Source organism: Telluria sp. AIW5, assembly GCF_056680575.1.
Genome location: NZ_CM155289.1, coordinates 2,097,390 through 2,121,978 on the forward strand (window position 1 = coordinate 2,097,390; position 24,589 = coordinate 2,121,978).

At 63.3% G+C, this 24,589-nt stretch carries 11 protein-coding genes; 9 read left to right on the top strand and 2 right to left on the bottom strand.

Translation table 11 applies throughout. From position 1 onward, the window contains the following. Positions 1-77: 77 nt before the first annotated feature. The 7 genes from AC1MEM_RS09220 to AC1MEM_RS09250 all read left to right on the top strand — a co-directional run bounded on the left by AC1MEM_RS09220 (position 78) and on the right by AC1MEM_RS09250 (position 12,978). Positions 78-1,220, top strand: a complete 1,143-nt coding sequence (locus tag AC1MEM_RS09220; protein ID WP_499476764.1) for a polysaccharide deacetylase family protein — start codon at positions 78-80, stop codon at positions 1,218-1,220. Positions 1,221-1,223: 3 nt separating this feature from the next. Beyond that, positions 1,224-2,207, top strand: coding sequence for a CgeB family protein (locus AC1MEM_RS09225; protein ID WP_499476765.1), 984 nt, complete (start codon positions 1,224-1,226; stop codon positions 2,205-2,207). Next, positions 2,204-4,300, top strand: a complete 2,097-nt coding sequence (locus AC1MEM_RS09230; RefSeq protein WP_499476766.1) for a capsule polysaccharide biogenesis protein — start codon at positions 2,204-2,206, stop codon at positions 4,298-4,300. Before AC1MEM_RS09225 ends, AC1MEM_RS09230 begins: the two co-directional genes overlap by 4 nt. Before the next feature lie 201 nt (positions 4,301-4,501). Continuing rightward, entirely contained in the window at positions 4,502-5,857 is a 1,356-nt protein-coding gene (locus AC1MEM_RS09235; RefSeq protein ID WP_499476767.1) for a capsule polysaccharide biogenesis protein, read from the top strand. Positions 5,858-5,994: 137 nt separating this feature from the next. After that, positions 5,995-7,752, top strand: coding sequence for a type I secretion system permease/ATPase (locus AC1MEM_RS09240; RefSeq protein ID WP_499476768.1), 1,758 nt, complete (start codon positions 5,995-5,997; stop codon positions 7,750-7,752). After that, positions 7,752-9,089: an HlyD family type I secretion periplasmic adaptor subunit gene (locus AC1MEM_RS09245; RefSeq protein WP_499476769.1), complete on the top strand. Its 1,338-nt coding sequence runs from the start codon at positions 7,752-7,754 to the stop codon at positions 9,087-9,089. Before AC1MEM_RS09240 ends, AC1MEM_RS09245 begins: the two co-directional genes overlap by 1 nt. A 394-nt stretch (positions 9,090-9,483) precedes the next feature. Next, the gene (locus AC1MEM_RS09250; protein WP_499476770.1) at positions 9,484-12,978 is read left to right on the top strand and encodes a hypothetical protein; all 3,495 of its coding nucleotides are present in this window, start codon (positions 9,484-9,486) and stop codon (positions 12,976-12,978) included. A gap of 99 nt (positions 12,979-13,077) precedes the next feature. Here the strand turns inward: AC1MEM_RS09250 and AC1MEM_RS09255 are convergent, their stop codons facing one another. Beyond that, entirely contained in the window at positions 13,078-13,323 is a 246-nt protein-coding gene (locus AC1MEM_RS09255; protein WP_499476771.1) for a hypothetical protein, read from the bottom strand. Continuing rightward, positions 13,313-14,053 carry a hypothetical protein gene (locus AC1MEM_RS09260; protein WP_499476773.1) on the bottom strand — a complete coding sequence of 247 codons (741 nt, stop codon included), beginning with the start codon at positions 14,051-14,053 and terminating at the stop codon, positions 13,313-13,315. The genes AC1MEM_RS09255 and AC1MEM_RS09260 overlap by 11 nt, the downstream gene beginning before the upstream one ends. A 481-nt stretch (positions 14,054-14,534) precedes the next feature. On the opposite strand from AC1MEM_RS09260, the gene AC1MEM_RS09265 reads away from it, so the two are divergent. Both AC1MEM_RS09265 and AC1MEM_RS09270 read left to right on the top strand, forming a co-directional pair. Next, positions 14,535-18,443, top strand: coding sequence for a hypothetical protein (locus tag AC1MEM_RS09265; protein WP_499476775.1), 3,909 nt, complete (start codon positions 14,535-14,537; stop codon positions 18,441-18,443). A gap of 145 nt (positions 18,444-18,588) precedes the next feature. After that, positions 18,589-24,507 (top strand): DUF4347 domain-containing protein, encoded by a 5,919-nt coding sequence (locus AC1MEM_RS09270; RefSeq protein ID WP_499476776.1) that lies wholly within the window; start codon positions 18,589-18,591, stop codon positions 24,505-24,507. Positions 24,508-24,589: the final 82 nt, after the last annotated feature.

Below are 24,589 nucleotides of genomic sequence, written 5' to 3' on the forward strand. Positions count from 1 at the left end.
CAGCTACAATGTTCGCTTTGCCCACCGCAACTGCGGTGGGCAGCATGTCGCACGCCGCACGCTACTGGACTGTATTGATGACCAACCGCTTAATGATCACCATCGACGTCGAAGCCTTCCCCAGGCGTGCCGAGAAAGACCACGTCGAACGCCTGATCTGGGGCCGGTACCCGGACGGGCGCGGTGGCATCGGCGAAATGATGTCGATTGCCGATAAATACGGCGTCAAGCTGGTGATGTTCCTCGACTACGTGGAAGAATTCCTGTGGGGCGAGCAGATCCAGGACGTCGCGCGCGAAATCCATGCGCGCGGCCACGACCTGCAGCTGCATTCGCACCCCGAGATTTTTCCGGACGCGTTCTGGGAAGAGCGCGGCTTGCCGCGCCTGAAACTGGCGAACAATGCGACCGACGAGCAGGCCGACGCCATGTTCGAGTTCTTGTGCAGCCGCCAGATGGCGGCCACCGGCGTCGCGCCGGTGGCCTTCCGCGGCGGCGGCTACCGCTATGGACCGGCCACGGTGCGCGCGATGGGCCGCCATGGGATCAGGCTCAACAGCAGTTACGTCGCCACCAGCGACAATCAGCTGTTCAAGGCGGGGCGCCTGCCGCAGTACCGCTGGGATAACGGCTGTTACGAAGCGCCGGTGTCCTGCCTGAACCTGTACAAGGCGCAGGACAAGTTTTATCACCTGAATTTCAATCACGCATCCTGCCAGGACCTGCCGCGGATGATGATGGCGCTCGAGTCGTTCTACCGGCAAATGGGCGATGGGGCCATCGCCGTGCTGGTCATGCATTCGTGGTCGTTTTCGAAGGAAGGCGAGGATGGCCACTTCTCGGCGCCGCTCCAGGAAAACGTCGCGCGCTTCGAGCAATTCCTGCAGGCGATCCAGGGCAAGGTCGAGGTGATCGACAGCGTCACCGCGCTGCGGCTGATGGACAGCGGCGAAGTGCCGGTGGCGGGCGAGGTGACGATCGATGCGATGGCGCAGGGCGCGGCGGCATTCCGGCGCACCGCGCCGGTCGAGCAGCTGCACGACCGGGATGCCTATTACCGGCGCCTGAGCGCGGCCGAGCGGCTCATGATGTTGGCGAGCAGGACGAAGTTCCAGCTTGGCCGCCTGCGTCCCAAGCGCTGGCGCAAGAAACTGCTGAAGAAGCTCGGCGAGAAGGCGGCCCGCGTGGCCGCCTGCGGTACCACACCACGGAGTAAATGAAGAATGCGAATTGCTTTGGTATCCGACGAGCTGACGGCGGCCTGCCTCGCGCCCGAAGGCAGGATCATGCACGTAACGCCGCTGAATTACCGCTGGGTGCTGCGCATGCGGCGGCCGGACCTGCTGTTCGTCGAGTCGGCATGGCACGGCGCGCGCAAGGCATGGAAGTACCGGATCGCCGCCTACAAGGACGAGCCGCGCCGTTCGAACCGCACGCTGGTCGGCATGGTCGCCTACGCGCGCGACCTTGGCATTCCAACGGTCTTCTGGAACAAGGAAGATGGGGTGCATTTCGACCGTTTCATCGACAGTGCGGTCCACTTCGACCATATTTTCACGGTCGACGAGAATTGCGTCCCGCGCTACCGCGAACGCGTGGGGCCGCAGGTGACCGTCAATACCCTGATGTTTCCGGTACAGCCGCGCACACATGGCTTCACCGGTTTCGACTTCAAGTACCGGCGCGCGAATTTCGTGGGCAGCTACAGTACGCATATCCACAGCAAGCGGCGCATCTGGCAGGACATGTTGTTCGAGGCCAGCTGCGGGCAGGGACTCGGCCTGACCGTCATTGACCGCAATTCGGACCGCAAGTCCGCCGTCTACCGCTATCCGGACTTGCCGGGCATGGAGTCGATTCCCGCGATCCGCCACGAGGCCACGGGCCAGGTATACAAGGATTACCTCGTTTCGCTGAACGTCAACACGGTGGAAGATTCGGCGACCATGTATTCGCGCCGCCTGATCGAGATCCTCGCCTGCGGCGGCATCGCGGTCACCAATCCGAGCCCCGCCGTCGACCGTTATTTCAAGGATTACTGCCATATCGTGCACAACGCGGAAGAGGCCAACTGCCTGTTCGCGCGCCTGAAGGACGGTCCCGGCAAGGACGACCTCGAGCGTGCCCGGGCCGGCGCCGAATATGTGCTGCGCGAGCATACGTGGGCGCACCGGCTCGCCGAAATCGCCGCGGTAGTCGGGCTGTGACGGCGCCTGTGGTACGGGTGCCGGCGTGGAACGTCGGCGTCTGGCGCCAGCCCTTCCTGGCGCACCTGCTCGGGCAGGAGGTCAGGGCGGCCGTGTTGCCCCTGCGCGCCGGCGAGCCCGCCGCCTGGGCCGGCTGGGGCGCCAAGCCCAGTGCCCGGCGCGCCGAATGGTATGCCGCGCGCACGGGCGAGCCCTGCCTGCGGCTCGAGGACGGTTTCCTGCGCTCCTACGGCACCGGGAAGGCAAGTCCTGGCCTGTCGCTGGTCGTCGATGACCTCGGTATCTATTACGACAGCACCCGTCCCTCCGCGCTGGAGCGGCTGCTGGCCTCGGATACCGACCTGCTCGACGGGATCGCGGCCGAGGTGGCGCGCGCCAGGGCGCTGGTGCTGGCGCACCGCCTGAGCAAATACAACCACGCGCCGCTCCTCGACCGGACGCTGCTGCGCGCGGACGACCGCCAGCGCGTGCTGGTCATCGACCAGACCGCCGGCGACCTGAGCGTTGCACTGGGTGGCGCCGACGGCGCCACCTTTGCCCGCATGCTGGCGGCGGCGCATGCGGAAAATCCGCAGGCGACCGTATACGTGAAAACCCATCCGGAAGTAAGCGCCGGCCGCAAGGGCGGCTACCTGACGACGGTGCAGGACGATGCGCGCACCGTCGTCCTGCGCCAGCCCGTCAATCCGCTCAGCCTGATCGAGGAAATGGACCGCGTCTACGTGGTCACCTCGACCATGGGTTTCGAGGCGCTGCTGGCCGGCAAGCCGGTGAGCGTGTTCGGCATGCCCTGGTATGCCGGCTGGGGCAGCACCGACGACCGCCAGGCATGCTCCCGGCGCAGTGCGGCAGGTCGGCGCCGTTCGGTGGACGAGCTGTTTGCCGCGGCCTATTTCCACTACACGCGCTACCTCGATCCGGTCAGCCGCCAGCGCGGCACCATCTTCGATGTCATCGAATGGCTCATCCGCCAGCGCGACATGGCCAGCCGGCAGCGGGGCAGGGTGATCGGCGTGGCCTTGCGCCGCTGGAAGGCTGCCAACGTCAAGCCCCTGCTGTCGCTCGAGGGCAGGCGGGTCGCCTTCGCCGCGGACGCGGGAGAGGCGGCGCAACTGCAGCCGGCGCCCGTTGACAGGCTGGTGTTCTGGGGCCGCGATGCGCCGCCCGGCCTGGCGCAACTGTCAGAACAAAGCGGCGCCGCGCTGGTGCGCATGGAAGACGGGTTCACGCGTTCGGTCGGGCTCGGCTCGGACCTGATTCCGCCCTTGTGCCTGGTGCTGGACGACCAGGGCATCTATTTCGATCCTACCCGGCCGTCGACGCTCGAGACCATGCTCGCCACCGCGGCCTTTGGCGAGCATGAGCTGCGCCGGGCGGCGGCCGTGCGCGCCTTCATCGTGCGTCACGGCATCACGAAATACAACCTGGAGCCGCGCGAACAGGCGGGCTGGCCGAGCGCCGGCAAGCAGGTCGTGCTGGTGCCGGGGCAGGTCGAAGACGACGCCTCGATCCGCTACGGCTGCGTGGACGTGAAGACCAACCTCGGCCTGCTCGAAGCGGCCCGGCGCGCCCATCCCGACGCTTTCATCGTCTACAAGCCGCATCCGGATGTGATGTCGGGCAACCGCGCCGGCACGGTCGCGCTGGCGCAGGCGGGCCGCCTGGCCGACCTGGTCGAGACGCGCCTGTCGGTCGTCAGCTGCATCGACGCCTGCAACGTGGTGCACACCATGACCTCGCTGACTGGTTTCGACGCCCTGCTGCGGGGCAAGCGCGTCGTCGTGTATGGCCAGCCCTTCTATGCCGGCTGGGGCCTGACCGAGGATGTCGTCGACGGCGGCGTCGCGTTTGCCCGGCGCCGCCGGCGCCTGGACCTGGATGAACTGGTGGCCGCGACCCTGTTGCGTTATCCGGTGTACTGGGACTGGCAACTGAAGGGCTACACAAGTTGCGAAGCGGTGCTGCAGCAGATCCTGGAAACGCGCTCCGCGCTGGAACAGGACGGCGGACTTGAAAAGCTGCGGCTCGGATGGGTGCGCCGCCAGCGGCGCAAGCTGCGGATCCTCGGCCGCAGCTTGTTCGCACCAGGATGACGCATACCGCGTGTTACTTCAACCAGTTATGTATTTACGGTAACTGAGCGCGTTTCCAGCAAGCTGCCGAGCAACCTGTTTTTTTTCCTGTAAACCGTTGTATTCACGGGACACTGTTACAAAGCTTGAGTTTCTTACGAAGAAATCTCAATATAATCGCCAGCGAAATTCCCTAAAGCAACCCCTTTCGCAGAGTATTGAATGAACGCTCGCCTTGACGCCAGCCAGCTGGCACGCTACCGGCAAGGTGATTACACATTACCGGCTTACTATTCCCTGCTGCAATGCCGCCGCGTCCTGATGTTGCAGGGACCGATGGGGAATTTTTTCAACCGCGTTGCAGCCTGGCTCGGCGCGCACGACATCGATGTGCGCAAGATAAATTTCAACGGCGGCGACCGGTTTTTCCATCGCAAGCTGAATGCGACCGACTACACCGGTACGCTGGACGATTTTCCGGCCTTCCTCGCGCGCTTCCTCGACCTCCATCGCATCGACGGCATCATCTGCTTTGGCGATTGCCGCCATTATCACGTTGCCGCCAAGCGTGTCGCGAATGAACTCGGCGTGCCTTTCCTTGTCTTCGAGGAGGGTTATGTGCGCCCGGATTACATCACGCTCGAATGCGGCGGCGTGAACGTGCATTCGCAGCTGCCGCGCAATCCAGCCTTCTATCGCGACTTGCCCGATATCGAGGTCGAGACGCCGAAACCGGCCTATCCGAGTTTCCTGCGCGGCGCGCTCAGCTCGATGCTGTACTACGCTGCGGGACGGCTCACGAAGGCCGCTTACCCGCATTACCGGCATCACAAGAAGTTTTCGATACGCTATGAAGCGCGGACCTGGGTCCGCTCCTGGGTACGCAAGCACCTGAACCGCCGCCGCGACAAGCCGGTTTTCGAACAGTTGTTGCGCGAGCAGGATTCAAACTATTTTGCGGTCGCCCTGCAGGTCTACAACGACAGCCAGGTGACCAGCCACAGCCCGTACAACGATGTGCGCGACTTCATTCGGGAAGTGGTCGCTTCGTTTGCGGCCGGTGCCGATCAGGCGCACCACCTCGTATTCAAGCACCACCCGATGGACCGCGGGCAGCGCGACTACCGCCGCCTGGTGAATTCCCTCAGCGCGGAGCATGGCGTGACCGGCCGCGTGCATTATGTGCACGACGTGCACCTGCCGACACTGCTGCGCCATGCACGCGGCGTGGTGACGATCAACAGCACGGTGGGCCTGTCCGCGCTCTACCACGACAAGCCGCTCAAGCTGATGGGACGCGCCCTGTACGACATCCCGGGGCTGACCTACCAGGGAAGCCTGGAGCAGTTCTGGACCGACGACACGATGCGCATCGATCCGGGGCTGTGGCGCCGTTTCCGTTCCTACCTGATCAGCCAGACGCAATTGAATGGCGCGTTCTACGGGCGGAACTTCCATACCCTGATGGGCGGCGCGGCCAGCATTCGGCCGAGCAAGCTGTCGAAGCCCCTGGTGGACGGCGCGGCGCCGCGCGGCCAGGATGTATTCGATTGGGACGACGCAAGCCCGATCGTCTGAACGCATCCTGCCGTTCACCGTTTTTGACTTCCGGCCGGGGCAGTGCGTGCCGGCCGCGCTCCCACAACACAGTGTTGCGATTGCCTCCGGCTCGCCCCCCAGGCCGGAATAGATTGCCGCCGTCCATCGGCCGACCCATGAACAACAAATATCAAAATAAAAACAGCGAAATCAAACAGGTTCTGCTTGGTTTCAAGAAAACGCTTCTGACAGTCGGCGCCTTCAGCGCAATTACCAACCTGCTGATGCTGGCGCCATCCCTTTACATGCTGCAGGTCTACGATCGGGTGCTCACCAGCCGCAACGAAACGACCTTGTGGATGCTCACCATCATGATGCTGGGCGCTTATCTGCTGATATCGGCGCTCGAACTGGTGCGCACCTTCGTGCTGGTGCGGGTCGGGGCGCACTTCGACATGCAGCTCAACCAGCGCATCTACAGCGCCACGTTCCAGCAAAACCTGAAGCAGAGCGGTCACAATGCCGGCCAGGCGCTCCAGGACCTGACCAACCTGCGCCAGTTCATCACGGGCAGCGCCCTGTTCGCCTTCCTGGACGCTCCCTGGTTCCCGATCTACCTGGCGGTGATCTTCGTCTTCAAGCCGGTACTGGGTGTCTTCGCCCTGGGGGGGACCGTCGTCCTGCTGGCGCTGGCGTATGTCAACGAACGCGTCACGCACGCACCCCTGGCGCAGGCCAATGCGATGGCGCTCGCCGCCAGCAACCTGGCGACGAACAACCTGCGCAATGCCGAGGTGATCGAATCGATGGGCATGCTCCCGAACCTGATGAAGCGCTGGTTCGGCCTGCACGCGAAGTTCTTGCAGGTACAGGCCGAGGCCAGCGAAAAGGCGGGCGTCGTCAACGCGATGACGAAGTTCGTGCAAGTGTCGCTGCAGTCGCTCGTGCTCGGGCTGGGCGCGCTGCTGGTGCTCGAGAACGAGATCAGCGGCGGCATGATGATCGCCGCGTCGATTCTCGTCGGCCGCACCCTGGCCCCGGTGCAGCAGGTGATCGGCGTGTGGAAATCCTGGAGCGGCACCCGCAGCGCATGGGAAAGGCTCAACCAGCTGCTGGAAGCCAATCCGGTGCGCGAACAGGGGATGTCGTTGCCGCAACCGCTGGGCGCCTTGTCGGTCGAAGGCGTGACCGCGGCCCCGCCCGGCGCCCAGACGCCCGTGATCCGGAACCTGAGCTTCGCCATCGCGCCCGGGGACGTGCTCGGCATTATCGGCCCCAGCGGCTCGGGCAAATCGACCCTGGCGCGCCTGCTGGTGGGCGTCTGGCCGGCGGCCGCCGGCAAAGTGCGGCTGGACGGCGCCGATATCTACCAGTGGGCCAAGGAAGAGCTGGGACCGCACCTCGGCTACCTCCCGCAGTCGATCGAACTCTTTGGCGGCACGGTCAGCGAGAACATCGCGCGCTTCGGCGATATCGATGCCGAACAGGTGGTACGGGCCGCCACCAGCGCCGGCGTGCACGACCTGATCCTGCGCCTTCCGAACGGCTACGACACGGTGCTGGGCGACGGTGGCGCCGGGCTGTCGGGCGGGCAGAAGCAGCGCCTCGGCCTGGCGCGCGCGCTGTACGGCGACCCGTCGCTGGTCGTCCTCGACGAACCGAATTCGAACCTGGACGACGTGGGCGAAATGGCGCTCGCCGAAGCGGTGCGCGAACTGCGTACGCGCGGCAAGACGGTCGTCCTGATCACCCACCGTACGAGCCTCATCGGCGTGACGACGAAATTGCTGCTGCTGCGTGAGGGTAGCAGCCAGCTCTTCGGTCCAACCGCCCAGGTCATGGCGGCGCTCCAGGGCCCGGGGCAGAAGGCGCAGCAGCAGGAGCAACAAGCAAGGCGGGTCGCGGCCGCTCCCGACTTCGCGGAGGAAAAATAATGAAAGTCGTGCAGAACAACGGAGCCGCCACGCTCGTCCATGAAGTGAAGACCGAGGCCGCGGCATACACGCGCCTGGGCTGGCTCATCATCTTGCTGGGGGTGGGCGGCTTCCTGCTGTGGGCGCTCGTGGCGCCGCTGGACAAGGGCGTGCCGCTGTCGGGTACGGTCGCCAAGGAATCGAACCGCAAGGCCGTACAGCACCTCGTCGGCGGCACGGTGCAGGAGATCCTGGTGCGTGACGGGGATGTGGTCAAGGCCGGCCAGGTGCTGGTCCGGATGAACCCCGTGCTGGCGCGCTCGGCCTTCGACATGACCGATGGCCAGTACCTCACGGCACGTGCCACGGAGGCGAGGCTGAGCGCCGAACGCGACGGCCAGGAAAAAATCGTGTTCCCGGCCGCGCTGAAGGCGCGGCTTGGCGAGCCGCGCGTGGCGGAGATGCTGCGTTTGCAGCAACAGTTGCTGACTTCGCGGCGGACCTCGTTGCGCGACGAGCTCAATGCCTTCGATGAAAACGTGGCAGGCCTGCGCCTGCAAATCACGGCGATGCAGGCCTCGCGCGACAGCAAGAACAAGCAGGCCGGTTTTCTTGCGGAACAGCTCGATAGTACGCGCAACCTGACGCGCGAGGGTTTCGTGGCCCGGACCCGATTGCTGGAACTGGAACGTGCCAATGCCGAGCTCAGCGGCCAGATCTCCGAAGACATCGGCCAGGTCGGCCGCCTGCAGCGCCAGGTCATGGAAATGGCGCTGCGCCGTTCCCAGCGCAACGAGGAGTACCAGAAAGAGGTGCGCACCATGCTGACCGAGGTGCGCAAGGAGGCCGAGGCGCTGGGCGCGCGCCTGGCCGCGCAAACCTTCGAGCTCACCAATGCCGAGGTCAGGGCGCCGGCCGCCGGCACGGTCGTCAGCCTCGCTGTCTTCACGCAGGGTGGGGTGGTACCCGCGGGTTTTCGCATGATGGACATCGTCCCGAGCGACGACGCGCTGATTGTGGAGGGGATGTTGCCGGTTAACCTCGTCGACAAAGTGCGCTCCGGCTTGAAGATCGACCTGATGTTCTCGGCCTTTAACGTCAACCGTACGCCGCATATCGAAGGCGAAGTCACCCAGGTGTCGGCCGACCGCAGCGTCGATGAGCGCAGCGGCATGCCGTACTATCTCGTACGTGCCAGGGTGACGCCAGAGGGTGCGCGCGACATCGCCCGCCATCACCTCGACATCCGTCCCGGCATGCCGGTCGAACTGTTCGTACGGACGGGCGAGCGCACGATGATGAATTACCTGCTCAAGCCGGTACGCGACCGCTTGCATTCGTCGCTCAGCGAAGAGTAAGTGCATTCAGTGATGACGCTGGTTTTGATGCGTATCGTTTCAACGAGCCGCTTCACGACATATAGCCTGTTTACCTGAGTCGCATTGGAAAATTTTTTATTTTTGTATTGCTGGATGAGTGTGGTGCGATCCAGAAGCATGTCCGGATAAGATATTAATTTACTAATGGACACAAATATTCGAGCTCTGCTAGACTGCAAGTCGCTTCGATATAATACAAGGCGAGTCGCGGAATGATTCAAATCCGTTTTCGGAAGCAGACGCATTAAACGCGCCGGTGACATAAAAAACATTATTTAACCTTCTTGAATAAATTCTGGGTCGCATACGACTTTCTTCGTGCCGTAGCGATTTCCAGCCTACCTTCACATCTACAAAATAAATAAAATACATCATGGCGACCTTAGTCAAGAATAGTGCAGGCGGTCTCGACATTACTGCGACCCTGTCCACCGAAACCCTCATCGGCACCACGTTTAACGACACTTACATCATCAAGTCGCTCTCCAACAAATTTCTGGAGTACTCATACGGTGGGGTCGATACGATCAAGACCAGTGTATTGAACGGGTTGAAAACCTATGCGCTGGAACCTTGGGGGGCGATTGAAAACCTGACGTACACCGGCACCCTGGCGGCTACGCTCAAAGGCAATAGCCTGAACAATGTGATCATGGCCAATGCGTCGACGACGGTCGCAGACATCCTGTATGGCGACAAGGGTGACGATACCCTGTTCGGCTATGGCGGCGCGGACAACCTGCAGGGCGGGGACGGCAACGATGCCCTGTATGCCGGCGTGGATGCGGACGTCGATGTGCTGATCGGCGGTACGGGTAACGATACGTATCGCGACGTTAGTAACGAAGACACCATCCTCGAAACAGCGCGCGGCGGCTTCGATACCATTGTCACGAATGAAAAAGGCGGACGCTACCTCGACCTGCGCAATTTCACCAATATCGAGGGCCTGAGCTATATCAGCAAGCTTGCCGCCACGCTGCACGGCAATAATGCGGCCAATGTGATCAACGCCACCGGAAGCACCGGCGTCGTCAGCCTGTTCGGCTATGACGGCAACGATACGCTGATTGGCGGTACTGCCGCGGACCGGCTGGAAGGCGGGAATGGCGACGACAACCTGAACGGCGGCGCGGGCACGGATACGCTGATCGGCGGCAAGGGCAACGATATCTATCAGAGCGACGCTGCCGACGTTATTACCGAACTGGCCAACGAAGGTATCGACACGATTGTCGGTGCGAAAGCAAACATCGCGTACAGCGCGTATGCCACGTCAATCGAAAACCTGGTCTATACCGGTACCAGCAACGTGACGGTGACAGGCAATGCCCTCGATAACGTCATCGTCGGCGGTGCCGGCAACAACACGATTCTGGGCGGCGCCGGGCATGACGTCGTCGTGGGCGGCAAGGGCAGCGACAAGGTCCAGGGCAATACCGGCGACGACATCCTGTACGGCGGCAGCGCAGCCGGGATCGAGAACAGTACCGCCCTGCGCGCTACGTTTATCAGGAGTTATACCCATCTGGCCGATGGCGTGGCGGACACGCTGGCCGGTGGTGACGGCTCCGATATCTACATCATCGACGAGATGGGCGATGCCATCTCTGAAATCTCGACGGATACGGGAACCGACGTGGTCCTGTCGACCGTCGATTTCAGCATGAAGGGCGCCCTGAACGTCGAAGCGCTGGTGCTTGACGACACCTACACCGGTACGTCAGCGTGGTATGCCGAAGGCGGCGACAAGGCCGACCTGATTATCGGCAATTCCAGCGAGAACTACATCGCCGGTGGTCTCGGCAACGACATCCTGACTGGGGACTTCAGCACCTATGCGCCGCCGAATTACTGGTATGGCCAGGCGAACGTGACCGACGTGGTCGACGGGGGAGATGGCGATGACATCTTGCTGGCAATGGCAGCCCCCGGTACTGACAGCATGTTGTTGGGCGGTGCCGGCAACGATTTTTATATGGTGATGAACGGCAATGCCGATATCAGCGATACGGCGGGCAGCGCCGATGTCCTGTACCTGACGACGTCCGATACCGGTGACGCCAAGGATGGCATTGAACGTATCGTGCTCGCCGGCGGGAACGCGACCTATGACCAGAAAGCACTGGATGCACTCAACAAGGTGCGCGCGGTGGCAGGCATGGTCGATAGCGAAAGAGTGTCGAGCATGGGCGCTGGTTTTTCGTCACCGTACACGAAACTGGACGCGATACCTTCGTCCGCGGCCCTGAATGCCACCGGAAACGCGCTTGCCAACACCATGTACGGCAACAGCTACGATAACAGCCTGTCCGGCGGCGCCGGCAACGATACCTTGTACGGCGGGGCCGGTAACGACATTCTCGCTGGCGATGCAGGCGCCGACCGGCTGGTGGGCGGCCTCGGCGACGACGTGTATGTGGTCGATGCAACCGACACCGTCGTGGAAGCCGCCGGCGAAGGCATCGACATGATCCGCTCCGCCACGCTGACCTCCTACAGCGCCTATGCCAACATCGAGGGCCTGGAGTACACCGGCACAGCGTCTGTCACGCTGCAGAACGGCACGTCGAATACGACGATCGACCGGCTGTATGGCGGTTCCGGCAGCGACACGATCAACGGTTTCGGCGGCGACGACACCTTGCGCGGCAATGCCGGCAATGACAAGGTCAACGGCGGAGATGGCGCGGACACCGTTTTTGGCGGCCTGGGCGCCGACATTCTTAGCGGTGGCACCGGCAACGACAAATTGTACGGCAATGAACTTCCCAGCATGTACAGTTACCCATCAACAACGCCGCCGGCTGATCTTGGCAATACGATCCATGGCGACGCCGGCTCCGATACCATCTACGGCGGTTCGGCGGCCGACAAGCTCTATGGCGACGCTGATGACGACTTCATCTACGGCGGGCTGGGCGCGGACGTGATCGAAGGTGGCGACGGTAACGATCAGTTGTACGCCGGCGATCAATACACCGTTACGCCCGACACCAGCGCGAACACGCTCGACGGCGGTGCTGGTCATGACAGCCTGAATGGCGCCGCAGGCGCGGACAAGTTAATGGGCGGCGACGGCAATGACATGGTGTCTGGTGACAGCGGCAATGACACGCTCGACGGCGGCGATGGCGCTGACACCGTGGACGGTGGCAGCGGCAATGACATGCTCGATGGTGGCGCGGGGGCCGATTACGTTTACGGCGACGACGGCAATGACACCATTTTGGCTGATGCCGATGGCAGTGACAGAATCATGGGCGGTGCCGGAGACGACATTCTCTACGCAGGGACGATTGTCCCGGGCGCTTGGGGGCCCACCGGCCAGGACATCATGTATGGGGACGATGGATCAACGTGGACACCATCGGGCAACGACAAGTTCCGCTTCTCGGAACCGTCGCTGTCGAACGTCGGGTCCTTCGGAGACTTCCAGGCTGGACACAAGATCATTGATTTCGGCCAAGGGGCGGATCGGATCGAGCTGGCGCGTGCACTCGTAGGCGATGGCGACCTTACCATCGAAAGCGGACTTGTCAAGACCACGGCCGGCGGCACCTTCTCCAGCGCTGCCGAGATGGTGATCGTTCGTGCAAATGTCCTCGATTCTTTCGATAGCTCGACATGGGCCGGTTCCTCCTCTTCAATCACCGCATCTGCTGTTATCGACACCCTCGGTACTGCCGACAAGGCATTTGCGATCGGCGCGGAACGCCTCTTTGTCGTCGACGACGGCTACAATTCGGCCGTATTCAAGTTCACCAGCATGGATGTGGGCAGCACGATTACCGCGGATGAGCTGCAGCTCGTGGTCACCGTCGTCGGCCAGCAGAACCTTGCGCTGAGCGATTTCGGCCTGTACTGATCGCACTGCAGGTAGCCGGTCTGAATAAGGACCGGCTACCTCTGCTGCCTATCCCACCCGGCGGCAGGACGGCGCACTGCGCCGGCCTGCCGCGCTGCTTCAGATCACGAAGAAGTCCGTGCCGAGGGGCGACAAGCCTGTCGCCAACCAGGCGAACTGGACTGCTGCAGCGCTGCCGGAACCATTGGCGTCATAGCTGAGCGCGCCGGTGACCTTGTTATAAATCACGTAGTCATTGGAATCGAGCGCCGCGCTGCCGACCCGCAGGTAGGCGCCGTTGAGGGTGCCCGCAGTGGCCAGCCTGGCGAAGACGGCGTTGTCCAGCTGGAGGGTGTCATCGATCACCGAGAAGTCCGTAAGCCGGTCGACGTTGTGGCTTGCCGGCGCCGCTATTGAGGACGTTGGCGCCGGTGCTGCCGGTGAAGACGTCGTTGTAGCGCGAGCCGGCCAGGTTTTCGAAGCCCTTGACCAGGTCCTTGCCGGAAGCGCCGGAAGAGGTCGCCTGGCCGGAGCTGTTGATTTTCGACAGGTCCAACGTCACTCCGGTCGTGGTGCCGGCTGCGGCAGTCGTGTCGGCATACGACAGCGTGTCCGTGCCTTCTTTGCCATCGAGGATGTTGGCGCCGATGCCGGCATGGATCAGGTTGTCGAGCGTGTTGCCGGTGCCGTTGATGGCGCTGCTCCCGCCCAGGTGCAGGACCTCGACATTGCTTGCAAGAGTATGGGACACCGTCGAGAAGACCGTGTCGGTGCCGCCGGTCGTGCGGCTGGTGTTGCTTTCGATGGCCAGGTCGCCCGCGTTGTCGACATAGTAGGTGTCGCTCCCGTCGCCACCGATCATGGAGTCGGTCCCGCCCATGCCGTTGATGAGGTTGGCGGCCTTGCTGCGCGAGAGGACGTCGTTGCATGCCGATCCCTTGACGTTTTCGATGTCGTAGAGGCTGTCGCTGCCGGTGCTGGCGCCTGCGGCCAGGCCGGCGATGCTGGTCGCGCCCGGAATGACCGTGGGTTCGCGGTCGATACCATGATGGAGGGCCGAAGACCTCTCGGGCTCGAGCGACGCCTTCGCGTTCATCGGCAGCGACGATTTCTATCCCTGATGAACCAGCTGCACATCCGTAAAGCTGGACGGTTGATTCGCCAGGTAGCCAGGGCTGGATTCTGTATTGCACAGGGTCCAGCCCTTCTAGTTTCATCTGCGCGTAAATACCGAGCCAGGCCTCATCATGACGGTGGAGGTTTGCAAAACATTCAGTCGGAAATAAATTCCTTTTTGCAGTATTTATCGTTATACTTTTTATCGCAATTAAATATAAGCAGGTTACGCGTCATAGAAACCATGTTATCGACGGCGAAACGAATCGGATCGATAAGCAGCGCAGTCCGGCCTGGCTTTACCCTGGCAGGAAATGCCAGCCGGCGGCGACCCACAGTGTCGTCGAGATAGTGCGGATCAACTGTAGCGCCCCCATCGTCATCGAATTACGTGCAAGCATTGCGCCATCGCGATTTGCGCAGGACGAGTTGTGACCAATTAATGTTTTAGGAGAAGAATAGTGCTGACGAATACGAACGCTGATGGGCAGACCTGGTACCTGGATAATTACGGAAATATTGATAACGCCAGCGTGCTTGGCTATTCGATGTTCGATTCGACCTCATTCAGCGTCACGCCTGCCGGCGAGTACTATTCCGCTTACTTGCCCTGGGGCGCACCGACAACGACGGCGAACACCCAGAATCTGAGCGCGACGAGTACCACCTATGGGCTCGCGGTGACCCGGAGTGCCTACGTCGGCAAGGATTTCCTGCGCCAGGTCGAGAGCCTGACCAATACTGGCACGACGGCGAAAACCTTCACCGTCTCGCTTGCCGACGACTTTTATTTTGACTCGTACACGCGGGTCGCCACCACCTCGAGTGGAGATGCCACCTATTCGTCGAACGACGACTGGTACATGGCGGACAGCGCAGCATTTTCGTACAACGGCCAAAAAATGGTCCACGTGGTGTCCGGCGGTATCAAGTCTGCGTCGTCCGCCAGCTTTACCCGCCAGGATGTCGCCTCCACCACCTACACCATTAGCCTGGCTGTCGGCGAAACAAAAACGTTGATGCATTTTTATGGGTTTGCGACGGAGCAGGCGGCAGCCACGAAAGTGGCCAACGCAATGTCGTCGATGGAGGCCGCATATCTGGTCGGGATGTCCAGCACCCAACTGTCGACGCTGGCGAACTTCACGCAAAACGTGACCGCCGCAACGACCACGACCCTGGCTGCCGGCTACCAGATGAACCTCACGCTGACCGGCAGCACGGCCATCAATGGCACCGGCAACGCGAATGACAATGTCATCACCGGCAATAGTGCGAATAACGTTCTGAGTGGCCTGAACGGCAACGACACGCTGCTCGGCGCCGCCGGCAATGACCGCCTGACAGGCGGCGAGGGTAACGATCGCCTCGACGGCGGCCTTGGCACCGACACGATGCTGGGTGGTGTCGGCAACGATGTGTATGTCGTCGACGCGGCCAGCGACGTGGTCACCGAATTGGCCAATGAAGGGACGGATACGGTCAATGCAGGCATCTCGTATTCCATTGCAGGTCTACTCAATGTCGAGAATATCGTCCTGACGGGGACGGCCGCCATTTCAGCAACCGGCAACGTCAATGCCAACAAACTGACTGGCAACTCGGGAAATAATTCGCTGAGTGGCGGCGACGGTAACGATACCCTCGATGGCGGCGCCGGCACGGATGTGCTCAACGGCGGCGCCGGCAACGATATCTACGTGGTCGACACGACGAAAGACAGCATCCTGGATTCTGCAGGTGTCGACCAGGTCAATTCGAGCGTCAGTTTCAGCCTCGCTGCGCTTGGCACGATCGAGAACCTCGTCCTGACCGGATCCGCGGCGATCAACGGTACCGGTAACGCAATGGCCAACCGGATTACCGGCAACGCAGCCGCCAACGTGATCGACGGGAGCGCTGGCGCCGACACCATGATCGGTGGCGCGGGCAACGATACCTACGTGGTGCGCGATACCTCGGACCGGATCACCGAAACGAGTACCGGTGGAACCGACAAAGTCCAGGCCTATGTGACGCACACCCTGGCGACTGACGTCGAGAACTTGCAACTGATGGGCTCGGGCGTGCTTAACGGAACGGGTAATTCCGCAGCCAATTCGCTGCTGGGAAATAGCGCCAATAATAAGCTGTCCGGCCTGGCCGGCAACGATACCCTGGAGGGCGGGGCCGGCGTCGATACGCTGGACGGGGGAAGCGGCAACGACCTGTACAAAGTGGATACCACCACCGACAAGATTATCGACAGCAGCGGCACGGATACCGTGCAGTCGACGGTGAGTTTTTCGCTGGCGTCATTGACGTCGATCGAGAACCTCACGCTGGTCGGCACTGGCGCGATGTCGGGGACCGGCAATGCCATGGATAACCTGATCACCGCCAACGTCGGGAACAGCGTCATCAATGGCGGCAGCGGCAACGATACCGTGAGCTATGCGACTGCGCTGGCGGGGGTGACGGTAGCGGTCAATAAGGCTTCCCAATCAACCGGCGGCTCCGGCCTCGATAGCTTGAGCAGTATTGAAAACCTGTCGGGAAGCAGCTACGCCGACAAGTTGACCGGCGATAGCGCGAACAATGTCCTGAACGGCAAAGCCGGCAACGATACCCTGAGTGGCGGGGCAGGCAACGATCAGCTGATCGGTGAAACCGGCAACGACCGCCTCATCGATATGCTGGGCGACGACACCATGAACGGTGGCGCCGGCGATGACACCTATGTCGTGGCAGGCACTTCCGGCTCGATCATGATCGAAGACGCGATCGGCGTCGATACGCTCGATGCCTCCGGTGCGGCCGGCGGCGTCAGCATCGACCTGACGCCCGGCAGCACCAGCAATATCAACGGGCGCATGGTGACCCTGGCCGCTGGCGGCGTGGTCGATGCACCGCTTGACGTATTGTTCCTGCAGGACTGCTCCGGTTCTTTCGGCGATGACGTGGCATCGGTCAAGGCGCTGGTGCCGCAGGTCGGGGCCGTGCTCTCGTCGATTCAGACGGATAACCGCTTCGGACTCGCTTCCTTCATCGACAAGGACAGCTACGTCTACCGTACCGACCTGGCGCTCACCAGTAGCCAGTCAGCGCTGACCAGTGCGCTTGGCAAGCTCGGTATCGGAGACGGCGGAGACACACCCGAAGCCCAGCTCGAAGCGCTGCTCCATGCTGCCACGCACGCGAGCGAGGTGGGTTTCCGGTCGGGCTCCTTCCGCACGGCGATCGTGATGACCGACGCCGATTACCACGTCGCCGGCGACACCACGTATGTCGCCAACGATGGCGATGCGATATTGGAACTCGAAGATTATCCGACGGTCCCACTGCTCAAAGCCAAGCTCGTCGCCACCGGGATCGTGCCGATCTTTGCCGTCACCGCGGGAAACGAGCATTACTACAATGACCTGGTTGAGCAGCTCGGGTTCGGCACGGTGGTGACGCTGGCGGCCAACAGCTCCAATCTCGTCACCGCCCTGACGCAGGGGATGACGCAGATTACCGAAGCCCGGATCGAAAATGCCATCGGAACCGGCTATAACGATACGCTGATGGGAAACAGCCTCGCGAATGTCCTGACGGGCGGAGCAGGCAATGATACCTACCTTGTCCAGGGCGAAGAAGACTCGGTGGTGGAACTGGCCGGCGGCGGAACCGACCTGGTCCTGAGTACCGGGAATTTCACCTTGTCGTCGAACGTCGAGAACCTCACCCTGACTGGCGCGGCGCATATCGACGGCACCGGAAACACGCTGAACAACCAGATCGTCGGGAATAACGGCGACAATATCATCAACGGCGGCGGCGGTGACGACTGCATGATCGGCGGTCGCGGTAACGACATTTACGTCGTCGATCGCGCCGGCGACATCGTGATCGAGTATGCGGGCAATGGCGTCGATACCGTCGAGTCGTCGGTCAGCTATACCCTGGGCGCGTATGTTGAAAATCTCACGCTCAAGGGTGAGGCCGCCATCAACGCTACCGGAAACGCATCGAGCAACCAGATTACCGGCAATGGCGCGAACAACGTGTTGACGGGGGGCGCGGGGAGCGACAGCTTTGTCTTCAATACCCCCTTGCGCAGCACGAATATCGACACGATCACCGATTTCGTGCACGGGGTGGACAAGATCGTTCTCGACGACGCTATCTTTTCGCTTGGAATGTATGTTCCCGAGTCCGGCACCGCCCTGGACCCCGGCAAATTCCACCTGGGCGCGGCTGCCGACGGCTATTTCGACCGCATCATCTACAACCAGGCCACCGGCGCCCTGTTCTACGACGCGGATGGCTATGGAAGCGCAGCAGCGATCCAGATCGCGACGATTGGTTCGAAACCCGTCCTGGATGCAAGCGACTTCTTCGTTGTCTAGCCGGCAGTAAATGCAATCAGGGGACGGGCGGCCCTGACTGCATCGATTTCTTTTGATGGCCCGATCCGGCGCGGGAACGGCCATTTTATTTTCCGCACGGTAAGTTATAGAATTGTAATCCTGGTGCCACTATAAGGAAGCCTGCATGAGCCATAGCCGTGAAGTGATATTTGTCGACCCGTCGGTCGTGGGGTGGGAAACGATCGTCGAACGGGCCGGCGATGCGATACGTATCGTCCTGCTCGACAGTACGCAGGACGGCCTGGCGCAGATCGCCGCCGCCCTCGCGGGCGAGAGCGGCCTCGGCGCCATCCACCTCGTTTCGCATGGCAGCGCGGGACAGGTCAGCCTTGGCAGCACCGGCATCGACGCCGCCGGCCTGGCGCGCCATGCGGCGGCGCTGGCGCAGATCGGCGCCAGCCTGGACGAGGGCGGCGACATCCTGCTGTATGGCTGCGACGTCGGCAAGGGCGCCGCGGGCGGCTTTTTCCTGCAGCAACTGGCGCGCGCGACCGGCGCAGACATCGCGGCTTCGACCGGTCTGACGGGTGCCGCTGCGCTCGGCGGCAACTGGGAACTCGAAGCACATGTGGGCGCCGTCACGTCCAGCGCCCTGGAAGCGAAGCAGTACGCGGGTACCCTGGCGATCATCGCCGGGACCGCGGACCCGGACTGGCTCGTGGGCACCGAGGACGCCGACACCCTCTACGGCGCTGAAGGCGACGATACGCTGAGCGGCGGCGCCGGCAACGATACGCTCGATGGCGGCGCCGATGGCCAAGTGGGCGACACCGTCCGCTACGAGGACGGCCCGGCCGGCGTCACGGTCAACCTGCTGGCCGGCATGGCCATCGATAACTGGGGCAACACCGACACCCTGGTCGGCATCGAGCACGTTACCGGGTCGAGCCATGACGACACGCTGCTCGGCTCCGCCGGCGGAAACTGGTTCCACCCCGGCGGGGGTGACGACACCGTCTACGGCAACGGAGGCAATGACGTGGTCATGTACGGGGACGCCAGCGCCGCCGTGGTCGTTGACCTGCAGGCCGGCACCGCTACCGGCGCCGACATCGGCACCGACACCTTGAATGGCATCCGTAACCTCCATACCGGCCAAGGCGACGACCTCATCCAGATGTCCGACGCCGGCGGCTATGTCTTTGCACGGGGCGGCGACGATACCATCACCGGCGGCGCGGGCGACGACGACGTGTACGCGGGCAGCGGCGATGACCGGATCGACGGTGGCGCGGGCCACGATTCCGTCAATTACCTTGACGACAACTACGACGGTTCCGGGCGCGACGCGACCGGCCTGGGCGTGACGGTCGATCTCGCCACCGGGGCGGCGATCGACAACTGGGGCGACATCGACACGCTGATCGCCATCGAAAACGTGACCGGCTCGCGTTATGACGACACCATTGCGGGCGACGCCGGCGATAACAACCTGTGGGGCAGCGACGGCAACGACACGGTTAGTGGCGGCGACGGCCGTGACTGGCTCGACGGCGGGGCGGGCAACGATAACCTGCAGGGCGGTGCGGGCGACGACAGCATCACAGGCGGAGCCGGCGCCGATACGCTCAATGGCGGCGACGGCCGTGACCGCATCGATTACCGCGTCGAATACGGCAATCTGCCGCTCACGGGTGTGGGCGTGACCGTCAGCCTGGTCTCCAATCTGGCAACCGATAACTGGGGCAATACCGACAAACTGACCGGCATCGAAGATGTCACCGGTTCGCGCTTCGGGGACACGATCACCGGCAGCGCCGGTGACAACAGCCTGCAAGGCCTGGAAGGCAACGACACGCTCGACGCCGGCGGCGGCCGCGACTGGATCGACGGCGGCGCCGGCAATGACAAGCTGCAGGGCGGCCTCGGCGACGATTCGCTCGCGGGCGGCTCCGGCGCAGACACGATCGACGGCGGCGCCGGCAACGACTACGTCCAGTACGGCAACGACTACGATGCTTCGGCAAAGCTGAGCGGGCGCGGCGTGACGGTCAACCTGTATCGTGGCACCGCGGTCGACAACTGGGGCAATGCCGACACGCTCGTCGGCATCGAGAACGCCTCCGGCTCGCGCCTGGACGACAGCCTGACCGGCAACACCGCCAACAACAACCTGTACGGCGACGCGGGCAACGACACCCTCCTGGGCGCCAGTGGCGACGACTACCTGCAGGGCGGAGAAGGTAACGACAAACTCGACGGCGGCGCGGGCCGCGACACGCTCACCGGCGGCGCCGGCAGCGACACGCTGGCCGGCGGCGACGGCATCGACCGCGCCGACTACTGGAACGACTACGGCATCCCCGCACCGGCCGGACGCGGGGTGATGGTCAACCTGGCGACCGGGAGCGCCACCGACGACTGGGGCAATACCGACACGCTGAGCGGCATCGAAGACGTGACGGGTTCGCGTTTCGACGACACGATCACGGGCAGCGCCGACGCCAACAACCTGAACGGCGAGGCTGGCAACGACATCCTCGGTGGCGGAGAAGGCAACGACGGCCTCATCGGCGGCGCCGGCAACGACTACCTGCTGGGCGGCCTCGGCGACGATTACATGGCGGGAGGCGCAGGCACCGACATCATCGACGGCGGCGCCGGCCGCGACTCGGTCAACTACCGGGACGATGTCGACATCACGGCTACCGCGACCGGGCTGGGCGTGAACATCAACTTGGCGACCGGCAGCGCCGTCGACAACTGGGGCCATGCCGACAGCCTGGCCGGCATCGAAGACGCCATCGGCTCGCGCTACGCCGACACCATCACCGGCAGCGCAGACAACAATAGCCTGTGGGGCGAGGCAGGCAATGACACCATCGCCGCCGGCGACGGCAGCGATTGGGTCGACGGCGGCGACGGTGCCGATACGCTCGACGGCGGTGCCGGCGACGACCGGCTCGTGGGGGGCGCGGGGGCCGACATCCTCAATGGCGGCGAAGGGCGCGACGGCGCGTATTACTGGTTCGCGTCCGGCACGGCGCCGGCCAGCGGCGTCGGCGCGACCGTCAACCTGGCCACCGGCGTCGCCGTCGACAGCTGGGGCAATACCGACCAGCTGCTCAGCATCGAAGACGTTAACGGCTCGGACTTCAACGACAGCATCACCGGCAGCCTGGCCGACAACAACCTCTTCGGCGGCGGCGGCAACGATACCGTCCGCAGCGGCGCCGGCAACGACTGGCTCGATGGCGGCGCGGGCGCCGATACCCTGCTGGGCGAAGCCGGCAGCGACCGCTTTTCCGGCGGCGCGGGCAACGACAAGATCGACGGCGGCGATGGCGTGGACGAAATCACCTACTGGAACGGCTTGCCTTCCGGCACAGTGGGCGTGACGGTCAACCTGACGACCGGGACCGCACGCGATAACTGGGGCAACAGCGACACCCTCGCCGGCATCGAGAATGTGGCCGGCTCCGCCCTGAACGACACCATCACCGGCAATACGCTCGCCAACAGCCTGCGCGGCGACGCGGGCGACGATCTCATCATGGCGGGCGACGGCCGCGACTATCTCTCCGGCGGCGCCGGCAACGACAATCTGCAAGGCGGTGCCGGCGACGACAGTCTCTACGGCGAGGACGGCAACGACACGCTCGCCGCGGGCGACGGCAACGACTATCTCGACGGCGGCAGCGGCGACGACGTGCTGCGGGGCGGCAGCGGCATCAATCGCTTGGCCGGCGGCGCGGGCGCCGACACCCTCGATGGTGGCGCCGGCATCGATTCGGTCAGCTATACCAATGACTACAGCAACGGTGCCATGGCCACGGGCGGCGGCGTGACGGTCAACCTGGCCACCGGTACCGCGATCGATAACTGGGGCCATGCCGACAAGCTGGTGGACATCGAAGGCGTCGTCGGTTCGCGCTATGCCGACAGCCTTACCGGGAATGCAGGCGACAACAACCTGAGCGGTTTCGATGGCGACGACATCCTCGTCGGTGGCGCCGGTAACGATTTCCTGAATGGCGGCGACGGCAACGACAAGCTGCAGGGCGGCGCCGGCCGCGACAGGTTCTGGAGCGACGCCGGCAACGACACCATCGATGGCGGCGCCATCACCGATCTGATCGGCTATACGGACGGCAACACGATGAACTATGTCCAGTCGCAGACGGGCGTGGTGGTGAACCTGGCGACGGGCAAAGCCTATGACGGGTTCGGTGGTGTCGACAGCCTGGTGAACATCAATACCGTGATCGGTTCCTCGTACGACGACGTCCTGACCGGCAGCAGCCGCGCGGTGCTCGAGATCTTCGACGGCAGCGACGGCGACGACGTCATCAACGGCGGCGCCGTGACCGACCGCTACAACGATACGAACGGCAACCGCGTCACCTATTACTATGCCGACAGTGCTGTCGAGGTCGACCTGGCCCTGGGCACCGCCATCAACGGCGCAGGCACCGACATCCTGTCCAACATCAACCAGGTGTTCGGCACTTATCTGGACGATATCTTGCTCGGCTCGAACACCGACCTGGTCGAGCAGTTCCACGGCGGCGCGGGGAACGACCTGATCGACGGCCGCGGAGGGCTCGACCAGGCGCTCTACATCGAAGCGCTGGCTGGCGTGAACGTCAATCTCGCCACCGGGATCGCCCGCGACGGCAGCGGCGGCATCGACGAGCTGACCGGCATCGAAGGCGTGCGCGGCTCGAACTTCAACGATACGCTCGTTGGCGGGAATGCCGACAACGGCGACGTCCCGGGCGAAGGCCTGGAGTTCTTCAGCGGCGAGCGCGGCGACGATACGATCGACGGCGGCGCCGGCTTCGACCGCGCCGACTACACCAGTTCGGTCGCGGCGGTCAGCGTCGTGCTGGGCGGCCTGGGCGCGGGCCGCGCCGCCGACGGCTTCGGCGGCACCGACGTGCTGCTCAACATCGAGGCGGTCCGTGGCTCGAACTTCGCCGACATCCTCACCGGCAGCGACACGGGCGCCTTCGAATCCTTCGAAGGACGCGGCGGCAACGACACCATCAACGGCATGGGCGGTACCGACCTGGTGGACTACAGCTATGCGGGCGCCGCGGTGAACGTCAACCTGGCCACCGGGATCGCGGCCGACGGCCAGGGAGGAAGCGACAAGCTGTCGAACATCGAGCAGGTGCGCGGTTCGCTCACCGGCAACGATATCCTGTACGGCAATACGCTGGCCAACAGGCTCGAGGGCCTGGGAGGCAACGATACGCTCAATGGCGCCGGCGGCGCCGACACCATGGTCGGCGGCGACGGCAACGACACGTATTATGTCGACAACGCCGGCGACCTGGTGCTGGAAACGAACGCCAGGACGGCGGGCGGCATCGACCAGGTCATCTCGACGATCAGCTACAAGCTGGGCGCGAACGTGGAAAACTTGCGCTTGCTCAATGGCGACACGAGCGCCACCGGCAATAACCTGAACAACGTGATTTACGCTGGCACCGGCCGCAATGCGATCGACGGTGGCGCGGGAACCGACACCCTGTCGTTCGCGTATGCCACCGCCACCGCGACCTCCGGCACGGCCGGCGTGAAGCTGGCGCTGGGCGCGGCGGCGACGACGGCCTCGGGGATCTCCGGCGCTGACACGGTGCTCAACATCGAGAACCTCATCGGCTCGAAGTACAGCGACACCCTGACGGGGAGCTCGGGCGCCAACACCATCGACGGCGGGGCGGGCAACGACTACCTCAACGGCGGCGGCGGCAACGACGTGCTGACCGGTGGCGCCGGTGCCGACTGGTTCACGTTCAGCACGGCCTTGAACAACACCGGTAACGTCGACGTCATCACCGACTTCGCCGCCGAAGACACGATACGCCTGGAAAACGCCGTGTTCACGAAGCTGGCGGCCACAGGAACGCTTGCGTCCGCCAACTTCAAGGTACTCGGCTCATCCGCCCTCGATGCCAACGACTACATCCAGTACGACAAGGCCAGCGGTAACCTCTACTACGATGCGGACGGTTCCGGCGCCGGCGCGGCAGTCAAGATTGCCGTCGTCGGGGTGCACCTGGCGCTGACTAGCGGCGACTTCATGGTGGTCTGAGGCTTTGCCTGGAGGGCGGCGCCCCGCCTGCCTCCAGCCGCACAGCTCCCTGGCGGGCGCTGTGCGGCTTTTTTTTTTCAGG